Origin of the sequence: Planococcus sp. YIM B11945, assembly GCF_050864155.1 — a bacterium.
In the GTDB taxonomy this organism is placed as follows: Bacteria; Bacillota; Bacilli; order Bacillales_A; family Planococcaceae; genus Planococcus.
Genome location: NZ_JBOZWR010000001.1, coordinates 467,063 through 492,226 on the forward strand (window position 1 = coordinate 467,063; position 25,164 = coordinate 492,226).

The following is a 25,164-nucleotide window of genomic DNA, read 5'->3' on the forward strand; positions in this document are numbered from 1 at the left end:
TCTCTTTTTTGACTATTAAAATCAAACTTATCGAAATGGATGTTGAAAATTGGAGCGGCTGGCAAAAAAGGATTGCAACGAAATTAGGCGAACTTAGTAAAGGAGAATATAGCGTACCAAGTAAAATCATCGGAGTTGATCGGGTGTATGCCAGGCAAAGAAGTTGAGGAATTTCAAGATGCAGCCAATAACTATTGTAAGCTGATTGAGTCTGATCATTCTTTTAAGCGGACCGAAGAATTAAAGGGATTGCTTTTCACTCTTTCCACGCTTTATGTAAAAGCCTTTAGCCTTCCAAGCGTTGCATCTGAAGTGGAAGAAGTAATCAATCTGACATTTACAGTGCCGCACGTAGATGTCGGAAATAGTGATGCATAGTCCGTAATCTTCGATCCTTATCAAGATAAAAAGCCGATGACCGGCCTTTTGTCTGATGATCTTTCGGATATTTATACAGATGTTAAAAGGGGCTTGCTGTTATATGAACAAGAGGCTTTTGTTGAAGCGGCTTGGGAGTGGAAATTCCACTTTGAAATACATTGGGGGCGGCATGCGGCAAGTGCCATTCGTTCTCTGCATTCGCTTATCTATCCATAAGTTTAATAGAATCAAAGCTTGAGTTGTTAAAAAGTGGGAGGAATTGACATGCCGGCCAAAGATGTTTTTCAAGCAGCGGCAGATGGGGATATTCAGCGATTGAAGAACATTCTTTCTAGAGGATTTGAGATTAATGAAGGAGATGCCGATGGCTATACGCTTTTGCATTGGACGGTGCAAGAGGGCCATGAAGAACTGGCCACTTTTTTAGTGGGGGCTGGGGCAAATGTGAATGCCAAGGATATTCAAGAATTCACGCCATTGGAAGTCGCGATAAACAAGGGGCATTCGGCGATTGCCAAGTTCCTTATCGAGCAGGACAGTGATCTATTGAGCAGCCGGAAAGGCTTTACGCCGCTTCATGCAGCTGCAGCAAAAGGGGACGTTTTGATTTTGAGCATTCTGATGGAGAAAAACGTGCCGCTCGACAGCCAAGACGATGACGGAAAAGGCTATACCCCGTTGCACTGGGCGGTGCAAGAAGGGCAGATCGACTGTGTGAAGCGATTGGTCACAAACGGTGCGGATTTATCGAAACAAACGGAGAGCGGTTTTACGCCTCTTTACATCGCGGCGGGAAAAGGAAACGCAATGCTTGCTGAGTATTTAATTCAGCATGGGGCAGAAGTGAATGAACCGAGAGGCGGGATTACGCCATTGATGATTGCCAGCGCTTTTAACCATCCCCAAGTGGTAAAAGTCCTTCTCAACAACGGAGCTGGCACGGAAATAAAAGATTGGCAAGGGAAAACGGCTTTGTTTTATGCGGCCGAAACTTTTAATGAAGAGGTGGTAAATATTCTTCTGAAGCATGGGGCCAAGAAGGACATCGTGAGCTCAACCGGTATAAAATTAGCCAATTTAATGGGACCGTATCAAACTTCCTAAACAGATTTCACTTTAACAGAGTGAAGGAGTTGAACTTGCCGCCATGAATACAGAGCAAAAAATAAATGAAATACGAGAGTTGCAAACAAAAGACGGACCAGAGTCTGCAGTGGAAATTGCAGTTTTTTTAGAGGATGAAGATTATATGGTTAAGTTAATAGCCATCCAAACTCTAGGTGAGTTTCCTCTTAGTGATGAAATAAAATCCATCTTATTGCCATGGACCGAACATCTTGAGGAAGAAATCCGGCATCAAACGCTCGAGGCTTTGTGGGGGTATACCGGAGATGATGTTTTTAGAGCTGTTGTGAGTCGGTTAAAAGACAGTGAGGAACTAGTGCGTATGTCAGCAGTAGAAACATTAGGAGAAATGAGAGATCCAAGAGCAGAAGAATTTCTAATAAAAGCATTGAAGGATGAGGACGAACTTGTACGAAGGTTTGCAGCTGAAGGACTTGGAAAGTTAGGCACTGATACAGTGATACCAGTCCTGCTAACTTATCTCCAGAAGGAAACGAGCAGTACGGCAAAAGTTGGTTTCTATATTGAATTGTATTTATTAGGTTACAAAATCTACCTGAAATCGCTTTTGAACTTATTAAAAGACCCAGCTATCACGTTAGGTGTGCTGTCGCCAATAACGTTGTCGATTTAGCAGACCAAGACAACGAAAAACTAATTCAAAAATCACTAGAGACTGCGTTGCGGAGAGAAGCGACAATTGCAGCGCGATCCTCCATGCAAAATGCCTTAGAAGAACTAAGTTTAAAAAAATTGAAAAAGCTAACAGCCAGTAATTAAGAGTTGCACTGATTAAAAACTGAACGGACGGTTTTTTTTCTCAGCAATACCCTTTTAGAGCATTCCGATAAAAGTAGGTGAAAATTTTGCGTGCAAAAACCGACGACGCCATGCAGCCATTCTTAGACTCACCGGAAAGTTTAAAAAAATTATATTGGCGCACTATTTTTGTCGCGAGCCTGTCACAGCTCTTCGGCGGTGCTGGGTTAGCCGCTGGAATTACAGTTGGCGCCTTATTGGCTCAGCAAATGCTGGGCACAGCCGCTTTTGCAGGGCTGCCGATTGCATTGTTTACGCTTGGCTCGGCAGGAACGGCCTGGTTCGTCGGACGCCTTTCGCAGCGCTTCGGGCGGCGTCCCGGATTGACCACGGGCTTTTTGCTTGGAGGAAGCGGAGGTCTCGGCGTCGTTTTTGCCGCGATACTCAACAGCCTTCCGCTGTTGATCGTTTCAATGCTCATTTACGGAGCGGGCGCCGCGACCAATTTGCAGACGCGCTATGCCGGAACGGATTTGGCAGGCAAAAACCAGCGGGCGAAAGCCATAAGCATCATCTTGGTATCGACCACATTCGGTGCGTTTGCCGGCCCGAACCTGGTCGATATCATGGGGAAATTCGCTCTTTCCATCGGGATTCCGGCGCTGGCTGGCCCATTTTTGTTATCGGGCTCTGCCTTTTTGCTCGCAGGATTGGTCATTTTCCTGCTGCTTCGTCCGGATCCGCTGTTGGTTGCAAATGCCATCGAAGCTTACAACCAAAAGAATGGCCTTCAAGACGCTTCAGCTAAAGCGGCTCAACCCTCCAACAAAAAAGGCGTGACTGTCGGTGCTGCAATCATGGTGATGACGCAGCTGATCATGGTTGCCATTATGACAATGACGCCTGTCCATATGGGGCGGCATGGCCATGACCTGGGAGACATCGGGCTTGTAATCGGCGTCCACATCGGTGCTATGTACTTGCCGTCGCTGTTTACTGGGATTCTGGTGGACAAATTTGGCACAACGAGTATGTCGGTTGCTGCAGGTGCAACTCTGGCACTTGCGAGTGCCATAGCCGCGTTGACTCCAGGCGATTCATTGGTCTCTCTTATACTCGCTTTAGGGTTGCTTGGAATCGGCTGGAACATGGGGTTGATCAGCGGAACGACGAAATTGGTTGATTCAACAGACTCAGCGAGCCGCGCTAAAACCCAAGGCAATGTTGATGTGTTTGTCGCATTATCCGGCGCTTCCGGGGGCACGTTGTCCGGCATGGTCGTGGCCGGATCGAGTTTTGCTGGGTTGGCATTGAGCGGCGGCTTGTTGTCGCTGCTTTTGATTCCGGTGATGCTGTGGTCCCGAAAAAGTTGAGTTGAGTTTTATTAAATAAAGACGAAAGGGAGAAACAGCGATGAATACTCAAGCGGATATCCGCTCCGGTTTAATGAAAGCAGCGGTGTTGAACCAATTTGGTAACGAGAAACAACTTGTCACGGACTTTATCCCAATGCCAAAGATTGATGTAAATGAAGTATTGATAAAACTTGAATATGCCGGTATCGGGACATGGGACGTTTTTGAAAGAGAAGGCGGCTATGCGGAAATGATGGGAGTGGAAACAAAATTCCCTTATGTTTTAGGATCTGAAGGTTCAGGAACGATTGTTTCCATAGGGGAAAAGGTTAGTGGATTCACTGTAGGAGACAGCGTCATCGGCACCAGTTTTATGAATCCGAAAGGCGGTTTTTATGCGGAGTATGTTGCGGTAGATTCTCAACTTGTCATGCATATTCCAAGCAGCATGCCTGGGCAAGAAGCCGGCGTTGTTTCCGGCGTCGGGACAACGGCACTCCGCGGTTTGGAGGATGTGCTGAAACTCAAACAAGACGAATCCATACTCGTTTTTGGCGCAAGCGGCGGAATTGGCCATATAGCGGTACAGCTTGCGAAAGGGATGGGAGCAAGAGTATTCGCGGTGGCTTCAGGAAATGACGGAGTAGAAATGGTGAGGAAGCTCGGCATAGAAAATGTAGTCGACGGATATAGAGAGGATCTGCTGGCTGCTTTGCAATCGTTTGCGCCAAGCGGATTTGATGCCGCTTTACTCACAGCGGGCGGTGAGCAAGCGAACCTCATTTTGCAAGCGATGAAAAAAGATGGGCGGGCGGTCTTCCCGAACGGGGTCTACCCGGAGCCGGTTGGAGAAGTTGAGACGACAGGCTATAACGGGGAACCGAATGCGGACATCATCAGCCGGTTTAAAAATTATTTGGAGACTGGACAAGTAAAAGCGCATATTGGAGGAAGCTTTGCGCTAGAAGACGCTTCTTCTGCGCACCTCGCATTATCGAGACATTATTCGGGGAAGATTTGCTTGAAAATCAGGTGAAATTTAAAGGCTGGGCCAAGCATTATGATGCTTGGCCCAGCCCTGTTGTTTAAGAGTTGCGATCTGCTAAGGAAGCCATAAAATCTGAAACGGTATTATAAGAAGAATTCGGCGCAACCGCAAACTCTAAAGTTTGAAAATCAGGCAGCCAGTGGACGCCTACGGTAAAAACGCCGGCTTGGATTCCCGCTTGAATATCCGCATCGCTGTCACCGATAAACATCGCTTCTTGAGGTGCAGCGTTTAATAAATGTAACACTTTGAAAACGCCTTCCGGATCCGGTTTCGGATTGATGACATCATCGCCGGTAATAATGGCATCGAAATAAGATTCCATCCCGAGCGCTTGCAGCGAAATATCTAAACTTCTTCTCGCTTTCCCCGTAACGATTCCTATTTTCGCCCCTTTTTCTTTTAAGTGCCGCAGCAAATCTTCGATTTCCTTATTATGCTCGACAAACTCCGCGTGATGTTCCAGGTATTTCGTATAATACAATTCAATTGCTTCTTCTTTGTTCATATGGATTAAATTCTTCTGGATAATGCCGGTTTCCGATGGCCCGAACATGGCTCGGATTTCCTCGGAAGTGAGCTCGCGTTGATCGAATTTCTTAAAGACGTGCTGAAAAGCAAAATCGCAAACAGGCAAGGTATTCGCCAAAGTACCGTCAAAATCAAAAATAACTGCTTTGATGGGGATCGCCGTCCTTTCTTGAACTTATTAAGTCGTGACTGAATTCCATGTTATTTACATACTATATTAACGACTTTGATTTTTCTATACGATTATATAAGTTCAAAAAATAATGTAAGTAACACTTTAGTGATCGCAAATATCTTCTCAATAAAAACAACCTGATTCTATTTACCTTTCCTTGTCCCTGAAAAAGAACTAGTTTCTCCAAGAAAGTAATAAATAATACCTAAAATTATTTTCAAATATTTCTATTTTTCTGTATCAATTTGTGGTTTAATTAAACTGTAAATATATAGAAAAGAAGGGGATGCAATGGATCGCACTTTAAAGATCATCATCAGTTTTATACTGTTGGTATCAATATTAGGGGTATTACCTGCAAAACAAACAGCAAACGCTGCAAATCAAGTGGATGCGGAAGTATTAACAGAAGGAAAAGGTTTGTCGGGGACCATTTCGGAAGACGCCACGGAACGCTGGTACCAAATAGACGTCACACCCGAACAAGTGGAGCAGTATTCGCATTTCGACATTTCACTTGAGTCGGATCAGGAACTGACGTATGCCGTGTACTCAAGTGCTGAAAGAGCGGCTATTGATCAGACGTTTGATCATTACCGGAATTATTCTTATCTGGATCAAACCGCATCTATTCAATTCCCAATTTCTTGGGACGGCCCTTATTACATAAAAGTTTCTTCCTACAATGGAGGATTTTTAGGTGAAACGGAAGAAATCACAGATACCAAATTCACAGTTGCCTTTAAAGGAACAAAATTAAAAGCAGGTCGGATGATCGCAGGAGAAGAGTGTCCGGCAGAACTTGTCCTGGAAGGGACCAACCTTTCTGAACAGGATTTGCTTGATAACTTGCGAACTATCCGCAGCGACGTGCTTTCGCAGACTGAAAGCGGCAAAGAATTGACAAAGCTTTATTATAAAATTGCTCCATTCATCAGCTTCCAGGCCATCAAGGATGCATCGGTGAGAGATTCACTTTCCCGCAACTTGAAGCAGCTTGATGGATTGATGGACAAAATTGCGCAAGACGGCTTCTATAGTTCAAAAATGATTACAGTTGCCGATCAAAAAGCCATTACGGAATTGTACGAACTATCATTAAAAGCGGCTCCCGAAAAACTACGGAGCGAAGTGAAAAAAGCTGGAGATTCAATCGGCATTAATTCGTTGGCGAATCGTTCAGTCATGTCCGTAATGATGAAAACGGGCTTTGTCAAAAAAGAAGTGACTTCAAACCGCGTCATCGTGAAGTTGAAAGACGGTGCATCACTTAACAAATTCAAAGCTTCATCTTCGAGCATTCAATCGGTATCCGAATTTAAAGCTTCTTCACCGAAATTTGACCAATTCCATGTTGTGGACTTAGCAGCGGGAATGTCGGCTTCAAGTGTCAATAAAACCGTTAAAGTACTAGAGTCTTTGCAGGAAGTGGAATTTATCGAACCGGTCCAGGACTACAAAATGCTTGCAGCGGACACGTATTACGACGAACAATGGTCGCTTTCAAATTCGGGCATAGGCATGGGCATCAAAGGGGCAGACATCAGCTTTGAACCAATGAGCGATTCGCTTCAAGGCCAAAAGATGACCGAAACCATTACAGCTGTTGTCGACACGGGGGTGGATTACACGCTCGCTGATCTTCAGGATCAAATTGCTGGCACAGGCTATGATTTTATCAACAACGATCACGAAGCAATTGATGATCAAGGGCATGGAACTCATGTCGCTGGCATTATTGCGGCAGAAGCAAACAACGATTACTCCATGGCAGGCATCAACCAATTCACGAAGATTCTTCCGGTGAAAGTGTTGGATGACGCTGGAGGCGGGGATAGCGAAAAAATCGCATACGGCATCATTTATGCGGCTGACCAAGGAGCAGACATTATCAACATGAGCCTGGGCGGCGGCTATAGCCGAGTGATTGAGTACGCATTGAAATACGCCTATGACCGCGGCGTGACGATCGTTACCGCTTCTGGCAACGATGGATACGAAGAACTTTCTTACCCGGCATCGTCTAAATACACGATTGCTGTAGGATCAACAAACCGCTTGGATCTTGTTTCTGATTTCTCAAGCTACGGCAAAGGACTGGACCTGGTTGCACCGGGATCGGATATTCCGAGCCTTGTACCAGATGGAAATGCAACGCTTATGTCTGGAACGTCTATGGCTACGCCGCACGTAGCCGCAGTTGCAGGGGTCTTGAAATCACTTAATCCGGCTTTAACATCTGGGCAAATTCAGACGCTACTTACTGTTTCTGCGGATGATGTTGCCTTTAAAGAAGAAGATCGCCCTCAATACGATGATATGTATCCACCAATTATCATTGGGGATGACGATTCAGAGGAACCCGGTTACCCATATGAACCGGACGAACTGGTTGAAGGCTATGATTTGGTTTCAGGATGGGGCCGCTTAAATGCAGAACAAGCCATCCAAGCATTGTTCGACAAATACCACACAGCTGACAGAATCAGTGGAGCTAGCCGCTACGACACAGCAGTGAAAGTATCTGAAAAAGGCTGGGCCACTTCAGACAAAGTGCTTCTTGCTACCGGCGGAGACTTCCCGGATGCTTTAAGTGCCGCGCCGCTAGCTGCTTATTACAACGCGCCGCTTTTATTGACGAAAAAAGATGCCTTGCCAACAGCAGTAAAAAATGAATTGAAACGACTGAAAACAAAAGAAGTCATTTTGATCGGCGGCAAGACAGCCATCCAGTCCGAGGTGGAAAAAGAACTTGTCAGCCTCGGAATTAAGCAAACAAGCATCAAACGGATCAGCGGGAAAAACCGTTACGAAACATCCGTAAACATAGCGAAAGAAATGAACGGAGCCACAGAAGCAGTGATAGCTACCGGTTCCACATTTGCAGACGCTTTGTCGATCGCCCCAGTTGCTGGAAACAAAAAGATGCCGATTTTATTGACGAAATCGACTGCATTATCTCCGGAAGTTAAAGCCCACTTTGCGTCAAAAGCATATAAGAAAACGTATGTCATTGGCGGAAAAAGCGCAGTTTCGGATAAAGCAGCAAAAGAAGCGAAAAACGTTGTGCGCATCTCAGGAGCTTCACGGTACGAAACGAACAGTGCCATCATTGAATACTTCAAAGGATCTATGGATCTGACGAAGATGTACATTTCAACTGGCACCAACTATCCGGATGCATTGGCGGGATCAGTGCTAGCAGCGAAACAGAAGGCACCGCTAGTTTTGACTTCACCAAAAGCACCAGACAAAGCGACAGTTAATACGGTTCAAAACCAATTGAAATCCGCAAACGAGATCTACATTCTCGGCGGAGAAGGCGCATTGCCGACAGACAGCATCAAACAATTGTTTGAATAACAAACTAAAACAAAGCAGGCATTGAGATTTTCTCAATGCCTGCTTTTGTTTTGACACGAATCCTAATTTTTACTAGTTAGTAGCACTTGAAAATCTATTATAATCGAATTAACGAAACAATCTGATAGCTAGTAATCATTTGATCTACTATGCAAATGCGAAACTTTGATGTGCTTATTTTATTGAACGAATTACGCCGATTCAGGCAACTACTCTTTACCTGGGATTAAGGTTTTCTTCGTTTGAACAGAACTCAGTAAATAATAAACGCCAGGCAAGAGGATAATTGTACCGATTCCGATATACACATAGCGGATTTCCAGTGTCAGCAAAGAAGCGAAAAGAATTCCTAGCGGCATCGTGACGCGCAGGAACAACAACCGGACCGCACTTAATTGCGCCAGGCGATTTCTCGGAGCTTCACGCTGGAAAACCGCAGCGCTTTGGGCATTGAAAAGCGGGAACAGCAGACCGCCAAGCAATTCGCATAGCCAGGCAAAGGGAACCGAATAAACAAACGCCAGCAGCAAAAACGACATTCCGCCTCCAATCAACCCAATGTACATCGTTCGATCGCTTTTAGGAAGCTTCGTCAAAAGAAGCATGCCCAGCACGTAGCCGATCGGAAAAGCGCCGTTAAAAATAGCATATTCCCACGTCTCACCGCCAAGTTCCCCGCGAATGAACGGAATGCTTAACACCAACGTCGCCCCAACCGCAAACTGAACGGTTGAAGACAAGAGCGTCAGCCGGAGAAGCTGAGGGTGGCTGAAAAAACTGCGGTAGCCTTCTTTCGTTTCCGACCACCAAAACTTCTTCGTCCACACAGCCGCCTTTTGCTTGGGGGAAGGTGGGAGGCGTGTAAGCGCCAGGAAACTGAAAAAGAACAAAAGGGCTGAAATGCCATGAATCCATTGAATCGGCATTAGCAGCAGCAAAAGCGATGTCGCACCAGGTGCCAAAAAACTCATTAGACGAAGCGTGCCATCGAGCAAGCCATTGGCATCAGCCAATTCTTTCGGTGTGCAAATTTCCGGCAACAAGGAAAACGATAAGCTCGCAAAAATGGGCTGAAGCAGTCCCAATGTGCATTGCAGAATAACCAAGCCAATAATGATGCCCGTATCCGTTTCAAGCCCAAATCCGATTAAGGGCATCAGGTAAGCACCGGCCCGGATCAGTTGAATGTTTTTGAGCATTTTTTCTTTGATGACATAATTAAGAAAAGGGGAACTGATGCCTTGCAGCACCAAAGAAGGCAGAAAATAGACGAGCCAAAGAATGCCCATCCATTCCCGTGATCCGGTCAACTCATACAACAACAACCCGTTGACAATGGCGCCTGCCGCTCCGCCAAATTCTGAGACGATTTCTCCCACCCAAAGGTATTCGAATTTTTTCGAATACCTTTTCATACTTTAAGGCCAAAATAACTCGTTAATTTCTGTGTGAAGTCCTCCAGCTTTTTAGCATTGATGGAATAAACCCCTTTGTCGACGCTGATAAATTTCGCCGCTTTCAATAACGTCAACTGGTGATGAAGAGTCGTTTTTGAAATGTTGAACTGCCCGCTCATTTCCTGGAGGGACAAGGGGCTTTCTTGGAGCTGATACAATAATTTCAACCGAAGTTCATCGCCCAATGCCTTATGGCCGCTTATCAATTCTTTAGAAGGAACTCCCGGTTCAAGCAAATGTTCTTCTTTTACGGGATAAAAGAACAGCTTCGTGTCAGCTGTACGTATGGTCAGCACCCAGGGCCGGTAAGACACTTGCGGAACGAGTTTGATGGTCCAGACTGATGGCTCCGGCATATAATCGATACCGCCTGTCACGCGTTCGATCTCGGCAGCTGGATTGTGAAGATCTAATTGGCCAGCTTGTTTTTGTTCAAACGCAAGGGCTTGCAGCCATCTGCCCCATCCCTGTTTTTCGGCCATCCACTGCTCCCATTCTTCCAATACGGCAGCCATCAAATCACTCACCTCGGATTGCGAAAGCCGGTATAACTGCTCGACGTATCCTTCTAAATAGTCATGGCCTTTAAACAGAGTGGCGTAATTTTTCCAAAGGGCAGGATGATTCGGTTTGGCAGCGGTAGCTTTTCTAAGGGGTTCGAGTTCCCGGTCCTGATAGGGAAGAAGCCATTCATAAAAATCAGCAGTTGAAGCAGCATGCAGTCGATCCGTGAAGTCTTGAACAGAAGCCGCAGCAAATTGGTTTTGCAGCAATATCATGCCGTACCAAAGATTTGTCTCTTTTATTTCGTTTAAACGTGCGACAAGAGAAGAAGGCATGGCGTCTTCTCCGGTTTTCCACTCTTCATCCAGTTCAAATGTATGCCGCAGTTGTTCATGTGTATAGCCGGCAATTCCTAAGATCAACTCCCATACAGGCGATTGTTCCACTTGGATGGCGACGGTTTCTGTCGGCGAGTCAGCATGTAATATTTTCAAAAGGCTTCCTCCTAACTTACTGTTGATTTAAATTCTATAACAGTTGAATTTAATGTTCAATAAATATCGAATAAATAACTTAGCAATGTAAGCGTGCCTATTTACTATTTCTTCATAAAAAGTGATGAATAATAATTGGTTACCCCATTTTTATTGTAAGAAAGTCTGCTCAATATTCACTTGAATTTTATGAATTATTTACCAGCGGTTATGGTATGTTAGATGTATTATTCAACAACTGCATTTTCGAAAAGGAGACTAACCTATGCAACTGACGATTCGAGCTTCAGGGGACAATGTCAAAGCAGTATCTTATTTATTATCAAAAAATCCGAACAACTTATATGAAAGAAATCATAAAGGCCATTTGGTCCGTTTGTTTTACAGCAAGTTTACGGATGAAGAGATGGAAGTGACAATTTTTGTCACGCCCGATCCGATTGAACTGATTCAAAACAAGTCGAATTCTTTTGATATCACCCATTACATAAATGATCGGGAATTTGCCGTCAGCAGCATTTTTTGTTCCTTTATCCGCTCTGCGTTAGGAACCGCTTTAAATGGCCAGCCGAAAGAAGAGTATGCGGAATGGGTGCCTTATCAATTCCCGTTTACGATTGAATTCGGGCCGGTGGCTTCTGCGCTTTCTGATCGGCAATTGAAAGACTTGTTTGAACCGATGGGTTATGAAGTGGGCATTGCGCGTCCAGATATTCACTACTCATTTGATTTAAAAGAAAAAAGCTCAGTGCGGACGCTTACACTAAATGGGAAGCAAACTTTGCAAAATTCGCTGAGGCATTTATTTGTGTTGATTCCGGTCATCGATAACTATAAGCATTATTACATCGATGAAAAAGAGATTGAAAAACTGGAGCGTTACGGGGAGGGCTGGCTTGAAAATCATCCATTGCGGGATCTTATTTACCGGCAGGCCCTTCGCTTTAAAGAAGTTTACAGCCTTGTGGAAAGTTCTAATGAGGAAGAGAAGAAAGCCGAACCGCTGAGAAAAGCCCGTTTAAACGAACTGCGCTACGACAAAATTGTGGAAATGGCTAAGCAATTGAGCCCGACAAGCATTGTCGATTTCGGTTCCGGAGAAGGGAAACTGGCCGTTCAGTTAGGCTTTTTAAACGGCGTTCGGAAAGTGCTGGCCGTCGAGCCGTCGCAAACAGCAACTGCCAAAGCAATCAAGCGATTTGAAAAGGTTCGGGACCAAGCAAACTTTATCGAGCCCGAAACGCTTTGGGGATCGCTGTATTATTTTGATGAGCGTCTTAAAGGGAAAGATTTGATGATTCTTTGCGAAGTGATCGAACATATCGATGAAGAGCGTCTGCCAAAAGCCTTTGATACCATTTTGAATTCCTATGCCCCAACGTCTCTTATTGTGACGACCCCAAACCGGGAATACAATGAAATATACGATATGGATGACCATTTCCGCCACGACGATCACCGATTTGAATGGACGCGCCAAGAATTCCGCGACTGGTGCACTGCGCGAAATCATCATGGCCATTATGAACTGGAGTTCATGGGAATTGGCGAAGAAGATCTTCAGCAAGGATTTCCAACGCAGATGTGCGTGTTTAAAAGGAAGGTGAACGAACAATGAGAATCGGCTTGCCGCATACAGGAATTGTTTTGTTGATTGGTCCGTCCAACAGCGGGAAATCAACGTTCTTAAAACAGTTAATAGAAGAACAAGCGATTTTGCCATCGGAGATTATCAGTTCCGATGATTTCCGCGTCTTAGTCAGTGACCAGGAATTTATCGAGTGGCGGAATCGGCCGCAAGATGAAGCCGCGGGCTTAATGGATGAGTACCAGGAAATTTCAAAAGAAGCATTCGCCATGATGGACTCGGTGATTGAAGCGAGATGCCGATTGAACAAAATCGTATTGGTGGATGCAACGCATCTCCGTTCGGACGACCGGAAAAAATACGTGTTAATGGCTGAAAAAAACCATGTGCCGATCCATGCGATTGTTTTCGACGTGGCTGAGCGAACATTGCTTGATCGAGATGATGCCCGCGACAATCCGCGAGGCAAGCGCCGAATCAAGCAACAGTACCAGATATTCAGAAATGAAAAGCGTTTCATCAAAAAAGAAGGATTTGCATCTGTTTATACCTTTAAAGAAAAAGAGGGAATCGAGATTTTCCGGCAGTTAAATCCGATTGAAATCGATTTGGGCCAAGGCATCGATGTGATTGGGGATATTCATGGCTGCTATTCAGAAATGATTGAATTGCTGGAGAAGCTTGGTTATCAGGAAAATCGAGACGGGTTTTATGTTCACCCGGAAGGCCGCAAGTTTGTATCAGTTGGCGACGTAATGAGCAGAGGGCCGGCTTCTATCAAAACAATGGCGTTTTTCTATAAACACGTGCAGCAACATCTGGCGTTGATGATCGACAGCAACCACGGCTGGAAAATTGCCAGATGGCTCGACGGACGGCAAGTGGTGCTGAGCCACGGCGATGAGAAAGTAGAAGCAGAGTTTAGCGCTTATGGCAAAGAAGCTGGAAAAGAAGAGCTCGAACTGTTGAAACAGCAGCTAAAAACGTTCTTGATGGATGCGCCTTCCCATTACGTCTTTAAAAAGAACGGCGTGCCGGTCATGGTTTGTGCCCATGCAGGGATCAGGGATAAATTTATTGGCAAGCAATCCGAAGCGATCAGCGATTTTTGCCGCTATGGAGATTCCGGGGGTTTTGACGAGAACGGAAAACCGATCAGGAAAGATTGGACGGTTTCTCACCAAAGCAGTTTGCTGATTGTGTGGGGACACGATCCAAAACCAAAGCCTTTGTTGATCAACAACACGATTAACATCGACCAAGGCGCGGTTTTCGGTGGAGAATTGACGGCCTATCGCTATCCTGAAAGAGAATTTGTGGCGGTCAAAGCAAAAGAGGATTATTCCGGAGCCGCTGACAATCCATTGAAAGATTGGGAAAAGAACCGGCTGAATCCGCCGAACCTTGCCAAGTTCCTGTCCGGTTATTCCGTGTTAACAGAAGAGCTGGGGGAAGTAAAAGTCCCTCAAGAACTTGTTCAACCGGCAATGGACGCGGTGTCCCATTTCACGGTGCCCATTGAACAATTGGTCTATATTCCACCTACGATGAGTCCGCCCCCAAAACCGTCTGCTTTGGACGGCTATTTGGAGCATCCACAAGAAGCAATCGACTATTACCGAAGCCAGGGCATCCATACAATGATTGCCGAGAAAAAGCACATGGGCAGCCGGGCGATTCTGTTTTTATTTAAAAATAAATCGGCTGCAGAACAGCATACGGGAACTTCTTCGTTAGGAGTCATCTATTCAAGAACCGGAAAGCGCTTTTTCGACAAAGAAACGGAAGAAAAATTGCTTCTTCAGTTGAACAAAGAATTGAATGGCATGAATTATTTTGAAGAACACGGAACCGATTATGTGCTCCTTGACGCTGAAATCATGCCGTGGAATTTAAAAGCAAAAGAACTTATTGCCAATCAGTATGCACATGTCGCAGAAAATGCGCTGGTCGACCGAACGCTGCTGCGCGAAAAACTGTCCGGCTCCGTTCAGACTAACGAAGGTTTGCAGCAATGGCTGGATGAATATGAGCAAAAATTAGAAAATGCTCACGTGTTCCAAGACGTGTTCCAGAAATACTGCTGGAATGTCGACTCTACCGATGCCATCCAAATTGCACCGTTTCATGTGCTGGCTCACAGCAGCGGAAGCTTTTTCGACAAACCGCATACGTGGCATATGGAAATGAACCGCCACCTGGCCAGTCACTCCGATTTGTTTGTTAAAACGGAATTCAAAATTATTTCCGATGAAACGAGTGAAAACGATGTGATCGAGTGGTGGCGGAACATGACGGAAGATGGCCATGAAGGCATCATCATCAAACCGGAAGCGTATATTGCGAAGAATAAAGGAAAGTTGCTGCAGCCGGCCATTAAAGTTAGAGGCCGAAAGTACTTAAGCATCATTTACGGCATGGATTATTTGGAAGAGCGGAATTTGGAAAGGTTAAAAAACCGAAACACAGGCAAAAAACAAAAATTGGCGTTAAGAGAATTCGCGTTGGGCCTTGAAGGGCTGATTCGCTTTACAAACGGGGAAACAATCGAACGCGTCCACGAATGCAGCTTGGGGACTTTGGCGATGGAATCCGATGCAGTGGATCCTAGGTTATAACTATAAAAATACAACGAAATAATTTATTGGAATCGTGCAAGGGGTTGCTAAATTAATTCCTGTTCCGTCTGGCGGAAGGAAAAATTTTTGTGGAATAACGAACAAAAACAAGCGTTTCCCCCATGCGGAGAAACGCTTGTTTTAATATCCATTTATCCAAGTCATAGAACTCGCGGCAAAAAATAAAACGCTATTGCTCAGGAAAGTTTGAAGTCGCTCAAAACAATAATTGAAGCGTTTGATACAGCAAAAACAAATTCAATGAAATGATCACGAAAGCGATTGACCAAGCAAAGAGTTTTGTCAGCCCATGATTCACCAAGCCGCCCATGATTTTCTTGTTGCTGGTAAACATAATGAGCGGCACGAGTGCAAATGGAATACCGAAAGATAAGATGATTTGGCTGATGACAAGTGCTGCTGTCGGATTGACGCCTAAAGCGATAACCGCAAGCGGCGGAATCATCGTAATTGCTCTACGCAAATACAGCGGAATCCGGCGTTTAATATAGCCTTGCATAATTATGTCTCCTGTTTTGGTACCAACCGACGAACTGGCAAGTCCAGACGCCAATAAAGCAACACCGAACAAAATGGCGGCAAATGGACCGATGAGCGCTGAAAATTGATTGAATGCCACATCCAAGTCTTCCACGAGCAAATCGCTTTTGAAAAACAGCGCCGCCGCTACGATCAACATACAGGCATTGACAGCACCTGCAATGATCATGGCAATAAATACATCAAGAAATTCATAGTGAAAAATCTTTTTCCGCTCCATTTCCGTTTTTCCGACGACGCGATTTTGTGTCAATGCGGAGTGAAGATAGATGGCGTGGGGCATAACGGTTGCTCCCAAAATACCCGCTGCCAGCATGACACTATCGACGCCTTGAAATTGTGGCGTGAACAGCCCTTTGAAAATCGATGCAGGGTCCGGCTGAGCAAAAAACATCTGCAGCCCAAATGCAATGACCACAATCAAAACCAATCCTGCAATGCCGGCCTCCAGCTGCCGCACGCCTCTACGCTGCAGCTCCAAAATGGCAAACGAGCCGACTGCCGAGATAAGCGCCGCGGGAAACAAAGGGATGCCAAACAGCAAATACAAGCCGAGTGCCGCACCGATAAATTCCGCCAAGTCGGTCGCCATGACCACCAATTCGCCTTGGATCCACAAGCCAAACGACACGGGCTTCGGCAGATTTTCACGGGATACTTCGGGAAGATTCAGCCCGGTCGCAATCCCTAATTTCGCAGACAAAGATTGAATGAGAATTGCCATGACGTTCGAGACCAGCACGACCCAAAGCAGCAAATAACCGTATTTGGATCCGGCCGTGATGTTTGTCGCAAAATTGCCGGGATCGATATAAGCGACGCCGGCAATAAAAGCGGGCCCTAAAAATACCAGTATGCGGTGATGCTGTTTTCGATAAGTGGAAATTTCCTGGAATGATTTGTACTCGGACTCTACCTTTTTGACGTTAAGGTCGACCATATTTCCTCCTCCTCTCATGAATGAAAGACGACGGATATGTTTCTTTTGCGATAAAATGTTTCCTATGGGAAAAATATACGCCGGTTGATTAGAAAAAGCAACTATATAATTTGTTTTTTCTGAAAAAAACTGCTAGAAGGAAAGCGGACGTGCAGTGAAAAAAAGAAAGGCAAAGGTACTTGTTGCACCTTTGCCTTTCCGTTCGATATTTTTAATTAACCCACCAGTTTCAGCCCAACTGCAGCTCCCAACACCATCGCAATAAAAAGAATTCGCTTCCAGTCTTTAGACTCATTGTAAAAAAGCATGCCTAGTAACGCGCCGCCGGAAGCGCCGATTCCGGTCCAAATGGCGTACGCCGTGCCCATTGATAAGGTTTCCATAGCATAAGAAAGGAATCCGAAGCTTGCGCCAAACCCAACAACCAGCAGCAATAACGACTGCCAATTGCGGTCTTGGTGCAATTTATTAATCATCGCCACTCCAAACATTTCACAAACTCCTGCAAAAACCAGTGCCATCCAAGCCATTACGCTTTGCCTCCTTCAACGGGTGCATCTTCTGTTACGAGTTTCAATCCAATGACGCCGGCCAAAAGAACCGCGACCAGCACCAATTTTTCCATTTTTACCGGTTCACCGAAAATCAGAATATCTGATAACACCGTACCAGCCGTGCCTAGCCCGACAAAAACCGCGTATACCGTTCCGACCGGCAATTTGCGTCCCGCCATGATCATGACGTAAAAACTAATTCCAATGGCAAATACTGTGACAAGCCATTCACCCCAACTGTCCGCGTGTTTCAAACCAATGACCCAGACGACTTCAAAAACAGCAGCGGCAACTACTTTCAACCATGTTGAATTCATTTTCATTTCCTCCTCATTTATTGAAAATAAAAAAAGCCTGGGAGAACTGTAAAAACAGTTTCTCCCAGGCTTTTGTCCTTCCGTGACACAGCAATGCTGTGAGTTTTCTCTCGGACCAGACCAGCATGCTGCGGAACCCTAGAAAACATTTTAGATATCTAATTACTGTTGATGATACAGGACTGATGTCCGGATATCAAACAAAGCGGGTCCAAAAAGGAGGAAGCATTCATCAGGAAGTTGCTCCGTGCTTAGACTTGAAGCCATCATTTCCGTTTTTTCTCCATTACCTGCGCCATTTCGCGAGAAGCGGCATCCGGTTCCTCGGACAACTTCCGCATGATGTTGCGATAATCTTCATCCTTCCGGTTCTGGCTTAGTTTATTGGCCGCTTGAATTTCGGTGATGTTGATTTTGAAGCCGACGATGCCTTTTAGTTCTTTTTCCAATAACTCGGGGGAAAGCGTATCCCATAAAACGGGATTTTCACGATGGTGCTCGTATTTTTGGAGAAGCCCAGTCAAGTCTCGCTTTAATTCCTCGTCCGTTAAAATCGTCGGCGAACCATACAGATGGACAGCCTGGTAATTCCAAGTCGGTACGTTTTCCTGTTCGTACCAGGAAGAAGAAATGTAGGCATGCGGCCCTTGGAACATGACGAGGACTTCATCACTCGTTTCGAACGTTCTCCACTGCGGATTTCCGTAAGCCATATGCCCGGTGATATAAGTGTGTTCACCGTCTTTGGTCAATTGCAGCGGCAAATGCGTCGCAATCGGCCTGCCTTTTCTCGTCGTGACGAGTGTACCGAATGAATGCTGGAGGATAAATTCTCGAATTTCATCGAAATCGCTTACTTTATAGAATTTTGGAATGTACATGAAGCACCGCCTTTCACAAAAGAGTTTTGGTCATGATCAAATCTACTTGTTCGTCATCGCCCATAAAGAACGAATGAGAACCCGTTTGGATAAAGCCTTTTTTCTTATAAAACGCAATGGCATTTTCGTTGTTTTCCCATACGCCCAGCCAGATTTTCTTTTTCTGCTGCTCGGCCGCAAGTTCAAATGCTTTGGTTAGCAGCTTTTTTCCGAACCCGTGCTTCTGGAATTTCTTTTTCACGTAAATCCGCTCGACTTCCAGAGCGTCACTGCCCATAGCTTCGGACTGTGCGTCTTCGGTATTGACCTTTAAATAGCCTGCCACTTCCTCATCAAAACAAACAAAAAAGAAGCGGGAAGAGGGAGTAACCAGTTCTTGTTCGAGCCGCTCCAAGTTGTAGGCGGTTTCCAAATAAGCATTCAAGTGTTCAGGAGAATTGTGCTCCTCGAATGTCTCGGTAAATGTTTCAACACTGATTTTCTGCAAGTCCTGTACATCCTCTGGGGTGCATTGTTTGATGGTCATCGTATTTGTTCGCTCCTTCAATTGCTTAATAGTCTCTTTTGTTTCCTTTTTTGACAGCTTCCCAGTCTTTTTCAACGTTTTTTCGGATGCGCTGCAACAAATTCACCACGGTTTCTGCTTCTTGTGTGGAAAATCCGTTTAATGCCACGAGATTGGAATAATCATTTTCTCTTTTGATGAAAGGGTAGACCGATGTCCCTTTTATCAGTGGAAAAAGCCTTTTGATTTTTTTGTTCTTGGGATCGTCCTTTTTTTCAATAAACCCGTTGAGCTCCAGCTTTTGAATAGCGCGCGTGGCAGTCGAACGGTCCACTTTGATCATGTCCACCAGCTGCTCCTGGATGATTCCTGGATTTTCACAAATCCGCACCAAGTACAAATATTGCCCTTTGGTCAGGTCGAACTCTTTGAATTCGATGTTGCTGATGGAATCCAACGCCCTTGCAATCATACCGATTTCGCGTAGTATTTCATTCATAATAAGCTCCTTATGCCAGTGATTAAATTTAGTTTAAATTATTTTTATTGCATTTGCAATAAAAAATAAGCTGCAAATGGGTATAATATTAGAAAAAACGCTGTTTCCTAATTTCAGCAGACACTGCAATAATGTACTATCTAGGGGAACGCGAAACGAATAGGATGAAAGGAGAAATCGGAAAGGGAGTAACCTTATGAATATGGCATCGTTTTTGATTTACAGTATTATCATCACGTTCACTCCTGGCCCCACGAACATTATCATTTTGTCGACGGTGCATAATTTAGGGACAAAAAAAGCCATGGAATACACCTACGGTTCGACGCTGGCATTCGGCATTTTGCTCGCGGCTTCCGCTGCATTAAATACAGCATTGGCGGCAGTCGTGCCCAAAATTCTGCTGGTGATGCAAGTGATCGGAACCCTCTATATCCTCTACTTAGCGCATCAGCTGTACAAAATGGACGTGTCAAAAGCATCAAGCAACCGAACTGGCAGTTTTCTATCGGGGTTTCTCATGCAGTTTTTAAATCCAAAAGGGGTTCTGTTTACGATGACCGTCATTCCCACTTTCATCTTGCCGTATTATACGGACATGAAAGTGGTGTCGCTCAGCGTGTTGGTTTTGACGTTTATCGGGTTTTCAGCGTTCAGCACATGGGTGCTTTTCGGCACCATTTTCAAGAAATTCTTGCAGAAGCATGAACGGGTCGTCAATGTCATAATGGCGTTATTTCTTGTTTACGCAGCGGTCATGATCTGGATGTAGCTTTGCTAAAGAGAGGTGATGGAGATGGACCGGTTTGTCTATAAAAAATCGGCGGGGATTACGGCGCTGTCGGCAAGCATGCAGGATTTTACGTATAAAAAGCACGCGCACGAAGAATATGCGATCGGGGTGACGCTCCGCGGCATCCAGCATTTTCATTTGAACGGCAATCTCCAATTGTCGCATCCGAGCGGCATCATGCTGTTCAATCCGGAAGACACCCATGACGGCATGGCGCACGATGCGGATGGCCTCGATTATGTCATGCTGTACATCGGCCCAAAGCTGCTGTTGGAAGTGACCGGTGAGAAGGACATCATTCGTTTCCCGGAGCCGGTCGTCTACAACGCGCAGCTGGAACGCAAAATTCGCCAGCTGGCACAAACGGTGCTGAATGGACAAAACGAAGCGTTGAGCAGCGAAATGCTGCTGTCGTTAGCCGACAGCCTCATCCAAACCGATCATTCTGCCAACTACGGGAACGACAACGCGCTGATCAAAAAAGCGAAAGACAGCCTGCATGCTCACGTGAAAGGCATTCTGACACTTGACGAAATCAGCGGGGAACTCGGCATGTCGAAATACCAGTTTATCCGCTCCTTTAAATCTGCTGCCGGCATTACGCCGTATCAATACTTTTTAAACGCCAAAGTGGAATGCGCCAAACAGCTCATCGAGCAAACCGGCGACATTTACGAAGCAGTTACTGAATACGGCTTTGTCGATCTGACCCATTTGAACAAGCATTTTAAAAGCATCTATGGAATCACGGCGTTTGAGTACTGGTCGCATATCGCGCATAAGGGAAAGCGTAAAGAGCTGTGGCGTTGAGTAAAAATTTTAAAAAAGTGTTTGTCGCTTTTGCTGCAGGTTGATGGCTCCGTTATTGATGCGGAGCCATCTTTTTGTTCTATGGACAAAGAGAGAGTGCTTAAATAATTCAGCGGTGAATTACTATGAAAAATTTATTTGCGAAGAAAGTGCCAATAAAATTTTCTTTAATACTTTGATTTGATAGGAATTGTAGGATGCTGTTACGAACTATATCAACGATGACAAAAGTACTACGGGGTGTTATGAAAAATGCGGAGGAATATGGAGCTGGATTTAATTGAAAAGGATGGAAAAGAACAATATTAATGAAGCGGAACTTTTATATTGCTCCTTGTAAAAGGGATGGTATACAAAAAAATATTAAAGGAGAGGGAAAATGGATGGAGAAATGATAGCAAAAATTGTCTTTATCATACTTGGAGTTGCAATATTAATAGGAGGCATATTTTATAGAAAAAAAGATCACGATGAATTTAACGAAGGTGCTTTAGCAGGCACTGGATCAGACTCTTTACTCGCTTTCGTAATAATATTTATTATTGGATTACTAATGAGCATTGGTCCATGGTGGGTGACGAAAACAATTATTATGATATTTGGAATTACTTTTTTGTACTTAGGAATATTCTTGATATGAAAAAATCTATTGAATTTAGTCATTGCAGAACTAGCGTGAAATTTAAAAGGCTTAGTCACTTTAATTTTAAAATTTTTAAAAAAGTAAAATTTAGAAGACGATAGGCGGGAATATTATTTTACTTTCTATATTTAGGACTTTACTTTTCGGATTTACTGCTCAATTCTGTTTGATACGATCTTTCTATATTACGCTAAGATTCGATATCAAGACCTAATATAGGTTTTTAATTAACCTTCTACTTATGGCTATTAACCATGATCCTCTTTCAACTAGAACCTCAACTTCAATATATTCATCTCAGTAAATTAATCTATACTCCATTCCAGTGTACAAGTTTTTTTCACAAAACCTTAAGAAATCCTTCATTTTTATCCACTGAAATTCTTCATTTCTCTCCTTTATACTCAGGATTATCATGTAACAGAATCATGGAGGAGAGCGTTATGAAAACAATCTTAAATGCAACGAACCTGACAAAAGTTTATGGCAAAAAAGGGAGGGGCTTGTATACTGCGGTCGATAACGTGTCATTTTCGATGAAAGAAGGCGAGTTTATCGGCATTATGGGGCCGTCGGGATCGGGCAAGACCACGCTATTGAACCTCGTTTCTACTTTGGATTCGATTACGGAAGGAAAAATTCTAATTGATGAAACGCCTTTATCCACTATGGATCAAGACGAACTGTCCGATTTCCGTTCACAGAAACTGGGGTTTGTTTTTCAAGACTTTAACTTACTTGAAAACATGAGCGTGTTTGAAAACATCGCGCTGCCGCTGTCGCTTCGGAAAACACCCATTAAAGCGATTGAAACGATGGTCCATCAGCTCGCTCGAGTGCTCGGCATCGAAAGCATTTTGGAGAAATACCCGGCAGAAATTTCTGGCGGCCAAAAACAGCGGACCGCGATTGCACGGGCGCTCATCCATAAGCCGGCTCTGATTTTGGCGGATGAGCCGACCGGGGCGCTCGATTCGAAAAACGCCGCGACACTAATGGCGACGCTGGCAGATTTGAATAAAAAACAAACGGCTTCTATTTTGATGGTTACTCATGATGCGCAAAGCGCCAGCTATTGCAGCCGGCTGCTGTTTATCAAAGACGGGAAGATTGATCAGGAGCTCCATTCCCGCGGCACCCGCGAGCAATTTTACAACGACATTTTGTCGGTGCTGTCCGCGATGGACCGCCGTCCCGCTGCAGGTGGCGTGCGATGATTCTCAAACTATCGCTGAACGGCTTGAAAGGAAAGCTCGGAAACTACTTGGTGTTATTCACCGGACTCATCATATCGATTGCGGTTTTTTATATGTTTTTGACGCTTGCCATCAATAAAGAATTCATCATCCAAAATTCTGTCATCAACCACATTCAACTGGTGTTCATCGTTGGGCTGGTTTTGCTGTCGGCCATTACGTTTTTCTATCTGCTTTACACGAACAGCTTCCTGTTGGCTTTACGGAAAAAAGAGTTTGGCATCTACGAAATGATTGGCGTCAAAAAGCACCAGATCAAGCGGGTTTTCTTGGTCGAAACTTTCTTGATTACCGGTTCTTCGTTGATTCTAGGGATTGTCCTGGGCATCCTTATCTCTCAAACGGTAGCGTGGATTTTGATGAACCAGCTGAACCTGGAGTTTGTGGCGTTCAAGCCGTTGTACATGCCAGCCATCCTTTTAACGATGCTTTATTTCCTCGGCATGGCGTTCATCACTTCACGGATCAGCAATTCGAAATTGGCGAAAGCGTCGATTATCGACTTATTAAAAGCGGAAGCACAAACTGACCACGTGCCGAACAAACAAAAAAGCGCAAAGTTCCAGCTTTTCTTCGGCATTGTCTTTCTTGCCGCCGGCTACTTGTCGCTGTATTTTATGGAAATCCTGCGCTTTATCGGTCTGTTTGTGGCTCCCATTGCGACCACACTCGGCACGTATTTGCTTTTTGTTTCACTGCTGCCGATCATCGTCAAACGGTGGAAAAAGAATAAGAAACTTAATTTAAAAGGCATCAACGCATTCACGTTTTCGCAACTCAGTTTCCGCCTAAATGATTTGAAATGGTTCCTGGCGACAATTGCCATGCTCATTGCCTTATCGGCAGGGGCGATTGCCGGCGGGTTTGCGTTTAAAAACGACGCCTTGTTGGCCGTCGACGAGAACTTGCTGTATGATGCGGTGCTGTACAATCCGGGAGCGGCAGAAGCAAAAGTCTTGAAAACCGTACCGCTGATCGAGCAGAAGCAATACCATTTAAAAATGGATGATGAGTTTATTTATTTTAATCAGCAGGAACTTGAAGCTCATCCGCCGTTGATCAACGATTGGATCGATTACAAAATCAAACGGCCAGGAGCGCTCCCTGAAATTCTCCCAGTTGATGAATCCGGCTACCAAATCCTGTCGGACGAATGGACGCAAGCGTTGGAGACCATCAATCCGGCCCTCGCTTATTTATTGCCGAGCCGGATCGTTCCAAGTGAAGCTTACGGCCAAATCGAGCAGAAGGAAATTGCAGTCGTGTTGGCACGAACAGAATACTTCTCGAAATATGTGGAACAGTGGGGCAAACTGGATGAGTTGCAAGCTGCGACTTATGAGAAACTGCCGATTTCGTTCAATCCGGCCGAAGACGCCGTTTCAAGCAAATTCTCGCAATTCCAAAGCCATTACGCATTTGCGGGCGGCACCTTCTTCATGGGATTCTTTTTAGGGCTCGCGTTCTTGACCATGCTGACAAGTGTTTTGATGTTCAAAATCCTGTCTGGCGCGCTGCATGACATTGGCCGCTACAAAAACCTCCAACGGCTCGGCGTCCGTCCGCAGCTGTTAAGCAAATCCATTTCCAAAGAATTGTTCATCGTTTTTCTCTTCCCGGCAGTACTGGGGATGCTGCATGTCTTTGTCGGCATGAAAATGTTTGCTTTCACTTTGGTCGATCCGTATTACCGGCTCTGGCTTTCTGTTTTCATCTTTTTAGCCATTTATACAGGCTATTATTTCTTCACTGTTTACATGTATAAGAAAATGGTGCTGCCGAGATGAAGGCAGATTGGTAATTATACCTTTAGGTGCGGCTGAAGAGAGAAGTGAGTCACCGAATAATGAAACGGTTCTAAAAATATAACTGTTTGATTTTGAATGAAAATATTCTTCGGAAAAGTAGTTGGAAATTTAAAAACGTTCTTAAGTGGTGAGCCACTTTTACGAACGGTTTATTTCCGAAATTATGCAATTGCCATTTAGATCTAAAGGAAATGTAAAA

Annotated in this window: 22 protein-coding genes, 1 pseudogene and 1 riboswitch; of the genes and pseudogenes, 14 read left to right on the forward strand and 9 right to left on the reverse strand. The window is 44.8% G+C overall.

Translation table 11 applies throughout. The annotated features are described in order from the left end of the window. Window positions 1-8: 8 nt before the first annotated feature. The 6 genes and pseudogenes from ACRRQV_RS02410 to ACRRQV_RS02435 all read left to right on the forward strand — a co-directional run bounded on the left by ACRRQV_RS02410 (window position 9) and on the right by ACRRQV_RS02435 (window position 4,656). Entirely contained in the window at window positions 9-167 is a 159-nt protein-coding gene (locus tag ACRRQV_RS02410) for a hypothetical protein (protein ID WP_432527260.1), read from the forward strand. After that, window positions 148-597 (forward strand): annotated as a pseudogene (locus ACRRQV_RS02415) (DUF5063 domain-containing protein). Before ACRRQV_RS02410 ends, ACRRQV_RS02415 begins: the two are co-directional and overlap by 20 nt. A 48-nt stretch (window positions 598-645) precedes the next feature. Continuing rightward, window positions 646-1,485, forward strand: a complete 840-nt coding sequence (locus tag ACRRQV_RS02420; protein WP_432527262.1) for an ankyrin repeat domain-containing protein — start codon at window positions 646-648, stop codon at window positions 1,483-1,485. A 43-nt stretch (window positions 1,486-1,528) separates the two neighbouring features. Beyond that, window positions 1,529-2,140, forward strand: a complete 612-nt coding sequence (locus ACRRQV_RS02425) for a HEAT repeat domain-containing protein (protein WP_432527264.1) — start codon at window positions 1,529-1,531, stop codon at window positions 2,138-2,140. 256 nt (window positions 2,141-2,396) lie between these two features. Continuing rightward, on the forward strand, window positions 2,397-3,638 hold the full coding sequence (locus ACRRQV_RS02430; protein WP_432527731.1) for an MFS transporter: 1,242 nt from the start codon (window positions 2,397-2,399) through the stop codon (window positions 3,636-3,638). 40 nt (window positions 3,639-3,678) lie between these two features. Further along, window positions 3,679-4,656, forward strand: coding sequence for an NADP-dependent oxidoreductase (locus tag ACRRQV_RS02435; protein WP_432527266.1), 978 nt, complete (start codon window positions 3,679-3,681; stop codon window positions 4,654-4,656). A gap of 49 nt (window positions 4,657-4,705) precedes the next feature. On the opposite strand, the gene ACRRQV_RS02440 is transcribed toward ACRRQV_RS02435, so the two are convergent. Then, window positions 4,706-5,350 (reverse strand): HAD family hydrolase, encoded by a 645-nt coding sequence (locus ACRRQV_RS02440; protein WP_432527733.1) that lies wholly within the window; start codon window positions 5,348-5,350, stop codon window positions 4,706-4,708. A gap of 315 nt (window positions 5,351-5,665) precedes the next feature. On the opposite strand from ACRRQV_RS02440, the gene ACRRQV_RS02445 reads away from it, so the two are divergent. After that, window positions 5,666-8,737: a cell wall-binding repeat-containing protein gene (locus ACRRQV_RS02445; RefSeq protein WP_432527268.1), complete on the forward strand. Its 3,072-nt coding sequence runs from the start codon at window positions 5,666-5,668 to the stop codon at window positions 8,735-8,737. Between the two features lie 209 nt (window positions 8,738-8,946). Here the strand turns inward: ACRRQV_RS02445 and ACRRQV_RS02450 are convergent, their stop codons facing one another. Both ACRRQV_RS02450 and ACRRQV_RS02455 read right to left on the reverse strand, forming a co-directional pair. Continuing rightward, a complete protein-coding gene (locus ACRRQV_RS02450) occupies window positions 8,947-10,152 on the reverse strand; it encodes an MFS transporter (protein ID WP_432527270.1) in 1,206 nt (401 codons plus the stop codon). After that, a complete protein-coding gene (locus ACRRQV_RS02455; RefSeq protein ID WP_432527272.1) occupies window positions 10,149-11,192 on the reverse strand; it encodes an ArsR/SmtB family transcription factor in 1,044 nt (347 codons plus the stop codon). The genes ACRRQV_RS02450 and ACRRQV_RS02455 overlap by 4 nt, the downstream gene beginning before the upstream one ends. Window positions 11,193-11,457: 265 nt before the next feature. On the opposite strand from ACRRQV_RS02455, the gene ACRRQV_RS02460 reads away from it, so the two are divergent. After that, complete coding sequence (locus tag ACRRQV_RS02460; protein ID WP_432527274.1) at window positions 11,458-12,810, forward strand: 3' terminal RNA ribose 2'-O-methyltransferase Hen1; 1,353 nt, start codon at window positions 11,458-11,460, stop codon at window positions 12,808-12,810. Further along, entirely contained in the window at window positions 12,807-15,398 is a 2,592-nt protein-coding gene (locus ACRRQV_RS02465) for a polynucleotide kinase-phosphatase (protein ID WP_432527276.1), read from the forward strand. The genes ACRRQV_RS02460 and ACRRQV_RS02465 overlap by 4 nt, the downstream gene beginning before the upstream one ends. A 217-nt stretch (window positions 15,399-15,615) precedes the next feature. Here the strand turns inward: ACRRQV_RS02465 and ACRRQV_RS02470 are convergent, their stop codons facing one another. From ACRRQV_RS02470 to ACRRQV_RS02495, 6 genes are all read right to left on the reverse strand, one after another. Beyond that, window positions 15,616-16,899 carry an Nramp family divalent metal transporter gene (locus ACRRQV_RS02470; protein WP_432527278.1) on the reverse strand — a complete coding sequence of 428 codons (1,284 nt, stop codon included), beginning with the start codon at window positions 16,897-16,899 and terminating at the stop codon, window positions 15,616-15,618. 215 nt (window positions 16,900-17,114) lie between these two features. Further along, window positions 17,115-17,429: a DMT family transporter gene (locus tag ACRRQV_RS02475; RefSeq protein WP_432527280.1), complete on the reverse strand. Its 315-nt coding sequence runs from the start codon at window positions 17,427-17,429 to the stop codon at window positions 17,115-17,117. Beyond that, window positions 17,429-17,770 carry a DMT family transporter gene (locus tag ACRRQV_RS02480; protein ID WP_432527282.1) on the reverse strand — a complete coding sequence of 114 codons (342 nt, stop codon included), beginning with the start codon at window positions 17,768-17,770 and terminating at the stop codon, window positions 17,429-17,431. Before ACRRQV_RS02480 ends, ACRRQV_RS02475 begins: the two co-directional genes overlap by 1 nt. Before the next feature lie 59 nt (window positions 17,771-17,829). Then, window positions 17,830-17,923, reverse strand: a riboswitch (guanidine-I (ykkC/yxkD leader). Between the two features lie 113 nt (window positions 17,924-18,036). Further along, window positions 18,037-18,651, reverse strand: a complete 615-nt coding sequence (locus ACRRQV_RS02485) for an FMN-binding negative transcriptional regulator (protein ID WP_432527284.1) — start codon at window positions 18,649-18,651, stop codon at window positions 18,037-18,039. Window positions 18,652-18,664: 13 nt separating this feature from the next. Continuing rightward, on the reverse strand, window positions 18,665-19,177 hold the full coding sequence (locus ACRRQV_RS02490) for a GNAT family N-acetyltransferase (RefSeq protein ID WP_432527286.1): 513 nt from the start codon (window positions 19,175-19,177) through the stop codon (window positions 18,665-18,667). 25 nt (window positions 19,178-19,202) lie between these two features. Continuing rightward, entirely contained in the window at window positions 19,203-19,655 is a 453-nt protein-coding gene (locus ACRRQV_RS02495) for a MarR family winged helix-turn-helix transcriptional regulator (protein ID WP_432527288.1), read from the reverse strand. A gap of 196 nt (window positions 19,656-19,851) precedes the next feature. Between ACRRQV_RS02495 and ACRRQV_RS02500 the strand changes: the two genes are divergently transcribed. From ACRRQV_RS02500 to ACRRQV_RS02520, 5 genes are all read left to right on the forward strand, one after another. Beyond that, window positions 19,852-20,427: a LysE family translocator gene (locus ACRRQV_RS02500; RefSeq protein ID WP_432527290.1), complete on the forward strand. Its 576-nt coding sequence runs from the start codon at window positions 19,852-19,854 to the stop codon at window positions 20,425-20,427. A gap of 24 nt (window positions 20,428-20,451) precedes the next feature. Further along, window positions 20,452-21,258, forward strand: coding sequence for an AraC family transcriptional regulator (locus ACRRQV_RS02505; protein ID WP_432527292.1), 807 nt, complete (start codon window positions 20,452-20,454; stop codon window positions 21,256-21,258). 379 nt (window positions 21,259-21,637) lie between these two features. Then, on the forward strand, window positions 21,638-21,898 hold the full coding sequence (locus tag ACRRQV_RS02510) for a hypothetical protein (protein ID WP_432527294.1): 261 nt from the start codon (window positions 21,638-21,640) through the stop codon (window positions 21,896-21,898). Between the two features lie 446 nt (window positions 21,899-22,344). Beyond that, window positions 22,345-23,118, forward strand: a complete 774-nt coding sequence (locus ACRRQV_RS02515) for an ABC transporter ATP-binding protein (RefSeq protein WP_432527296.1) — start codon at window positions 22,345-22,347, stop codon at window positions 23,116-23,118. Then, window positions 23,115-24,944 carry an FtsX-like permease family protein gene (locus tag ACRRQV_RS02520; protein WP_432527298.1) on the forward strand — a complete coding sequence of 610 codons (1,830 nt, stop codon included), beginning with the start codon at window positions 23,115-23,117 and terminating at the stop codon, window positions 24,942-24,944. The genes ACRRQV_RS02515 and ACRRQV_RS02520 overlap by 4 nt, the downstream gene beginning before the upstream one ends. Window positions 24,945-25,164: the final 220 nt, after the last annotated feature.

Excerpts from the sequence above, each read along its gene's own strand:
- ACRRQV_RS02420 (WP_432527262.1), top strand. The coding sequence starts at position 646 with ATGCCGGCCAAAGATGTTTTTCAAGCAGCGGCAGATGGGGATATTCAG.
- ACRRQV_RS02425 (WP_432527264.1), top strand. The coding sequence starts at position 1,529 with ATGAATACAGAGCAAAAAATAAATGAAATACGAGAGTTGCAAACAAAA.
- ACRRQV_RS02430 (WP_432527731.1), top strand. The coding sequence starts at position 2,397 with ATGCAGCCATTCTTAGACTCACCGGAAAGTTTAAAAAAATTATATTGG.
- ACRRQV_RS02435 (WP_432527266.1), top strand. The coding sequence starts at position 3,679 with ATGAATACTCAAGCGGATATCCGCTCCGGTTTAATGAAAGCAGCGGTG.
- ACRRQV_RS02445 (WP_432527268.1), top strand. The coding sequence starts at position 5,666 with ATGGATCGCACTTTAAAGATCATCATCAGTTTTATACTGTTGGTATCA.
- ACRRQV_RS02450 (WP_432527270.1), bottom strand. The coding sequence starts at position 10,152 with ATGAAAAGGTATTCGAAAAAATTCGAATACCTTTGGGTGGGAGAAATC.
- ACRRQV_RS02460 (WP_432527274.1), top strand. The coding sequence starts at position 11,458 with ATGCAACTGACGATTCGAGCTTCAGGGGACAATGTCAAAGCAGTATCT.
- ACRRQV_RS02465 (WP_432527276.1), top strand. The coding sequence starts at position 12,807 with ATGAGAATCGGCTTGCCGCATACAGGAATTGTTTTGTTGATTGGTCCG.
- ACRRQV_RS02470 (WP_432527278.1), bottom strand. The coding sequence starts at position 16,899 with ATGGTCGACCTTAACGTCAAAAAGGTAGAGTCCGAGTACAAATCATTC.
- ACRRQV_RS02475 (WP_432527280.1), bottom strand. The coding sequence starts at position 17,429 with ATGGCTTGGATGGCACTGGTTTTTGCAGGAGTTTGTGAAATGTTTGGA.
- ACRRQV_RS02480 (WP_432527282.1), bottom strand. The coding sequence starts at position 17,770 with ATGAATTCAACATGGTTGAAAGTAGTTGCCGCTGCTGTTTTTGAAGTC.
- ACRRQV_RS02485 (WP_432527284.1), bottom strand. The coding sequence starts at position 18,651 with ATGTACATTCCAAAATTCTATAAAGTAAGCGATTTCGATGAAATTCGA.
- ACRRQV_RS02490 (WP_432527286.1), bottom strand. The coding sequence starts at position 19,177 with ATGACCATCAAACAATGCACCCCAGAGGATGTACAGGACTTGCAGAAA.
- ACRRQV_RS02495 (WP_432527288.1), bottom strand. The coding sequence starts at position 19,655 with ATGAATGAAATACTACGCGAAATCGGTATGATTGCAAGGGCGTTGGAT.
- ACRRQV_RS02500 (WP_432527290.1), top strand. The coding sequence starts at position 19,852 with ATGAATATGGCATCGTTTTTGATTTACAGTATTATCATCACGTTCACT.
- ACRRQV_RS02505 (WP_432527292.1), top strand. The coding sequence starts at position 20,452 with ATGGACCGGTTTGTCTATAAAAAATCGGCGGGGATTACGGCGCTGTCG.
- ACRRQV_RS02510 (WP_432527294.1), top strand. The coding sequence starts at position 21,638 with ATGGATGGAGAAATGATAGCAAAAATTGTCTTTATCATACTTGGAGTT.
- ACRRQV_RS02515 (WP_432527296.1), top strand. The coding sequence starts at position 22,345 with ATGAAAACAATCTTAAATGCAACGAACCTGACAAAAGTTTATGGCAAA.
- ACRRQV_RS02520 (WP_432527298.1), top strand. The coding sequence starts at position 23,115 with ATGATTCTCAAACTATCGCTGAACGGCTTGAAAGGAAAGCTCGGAAAC.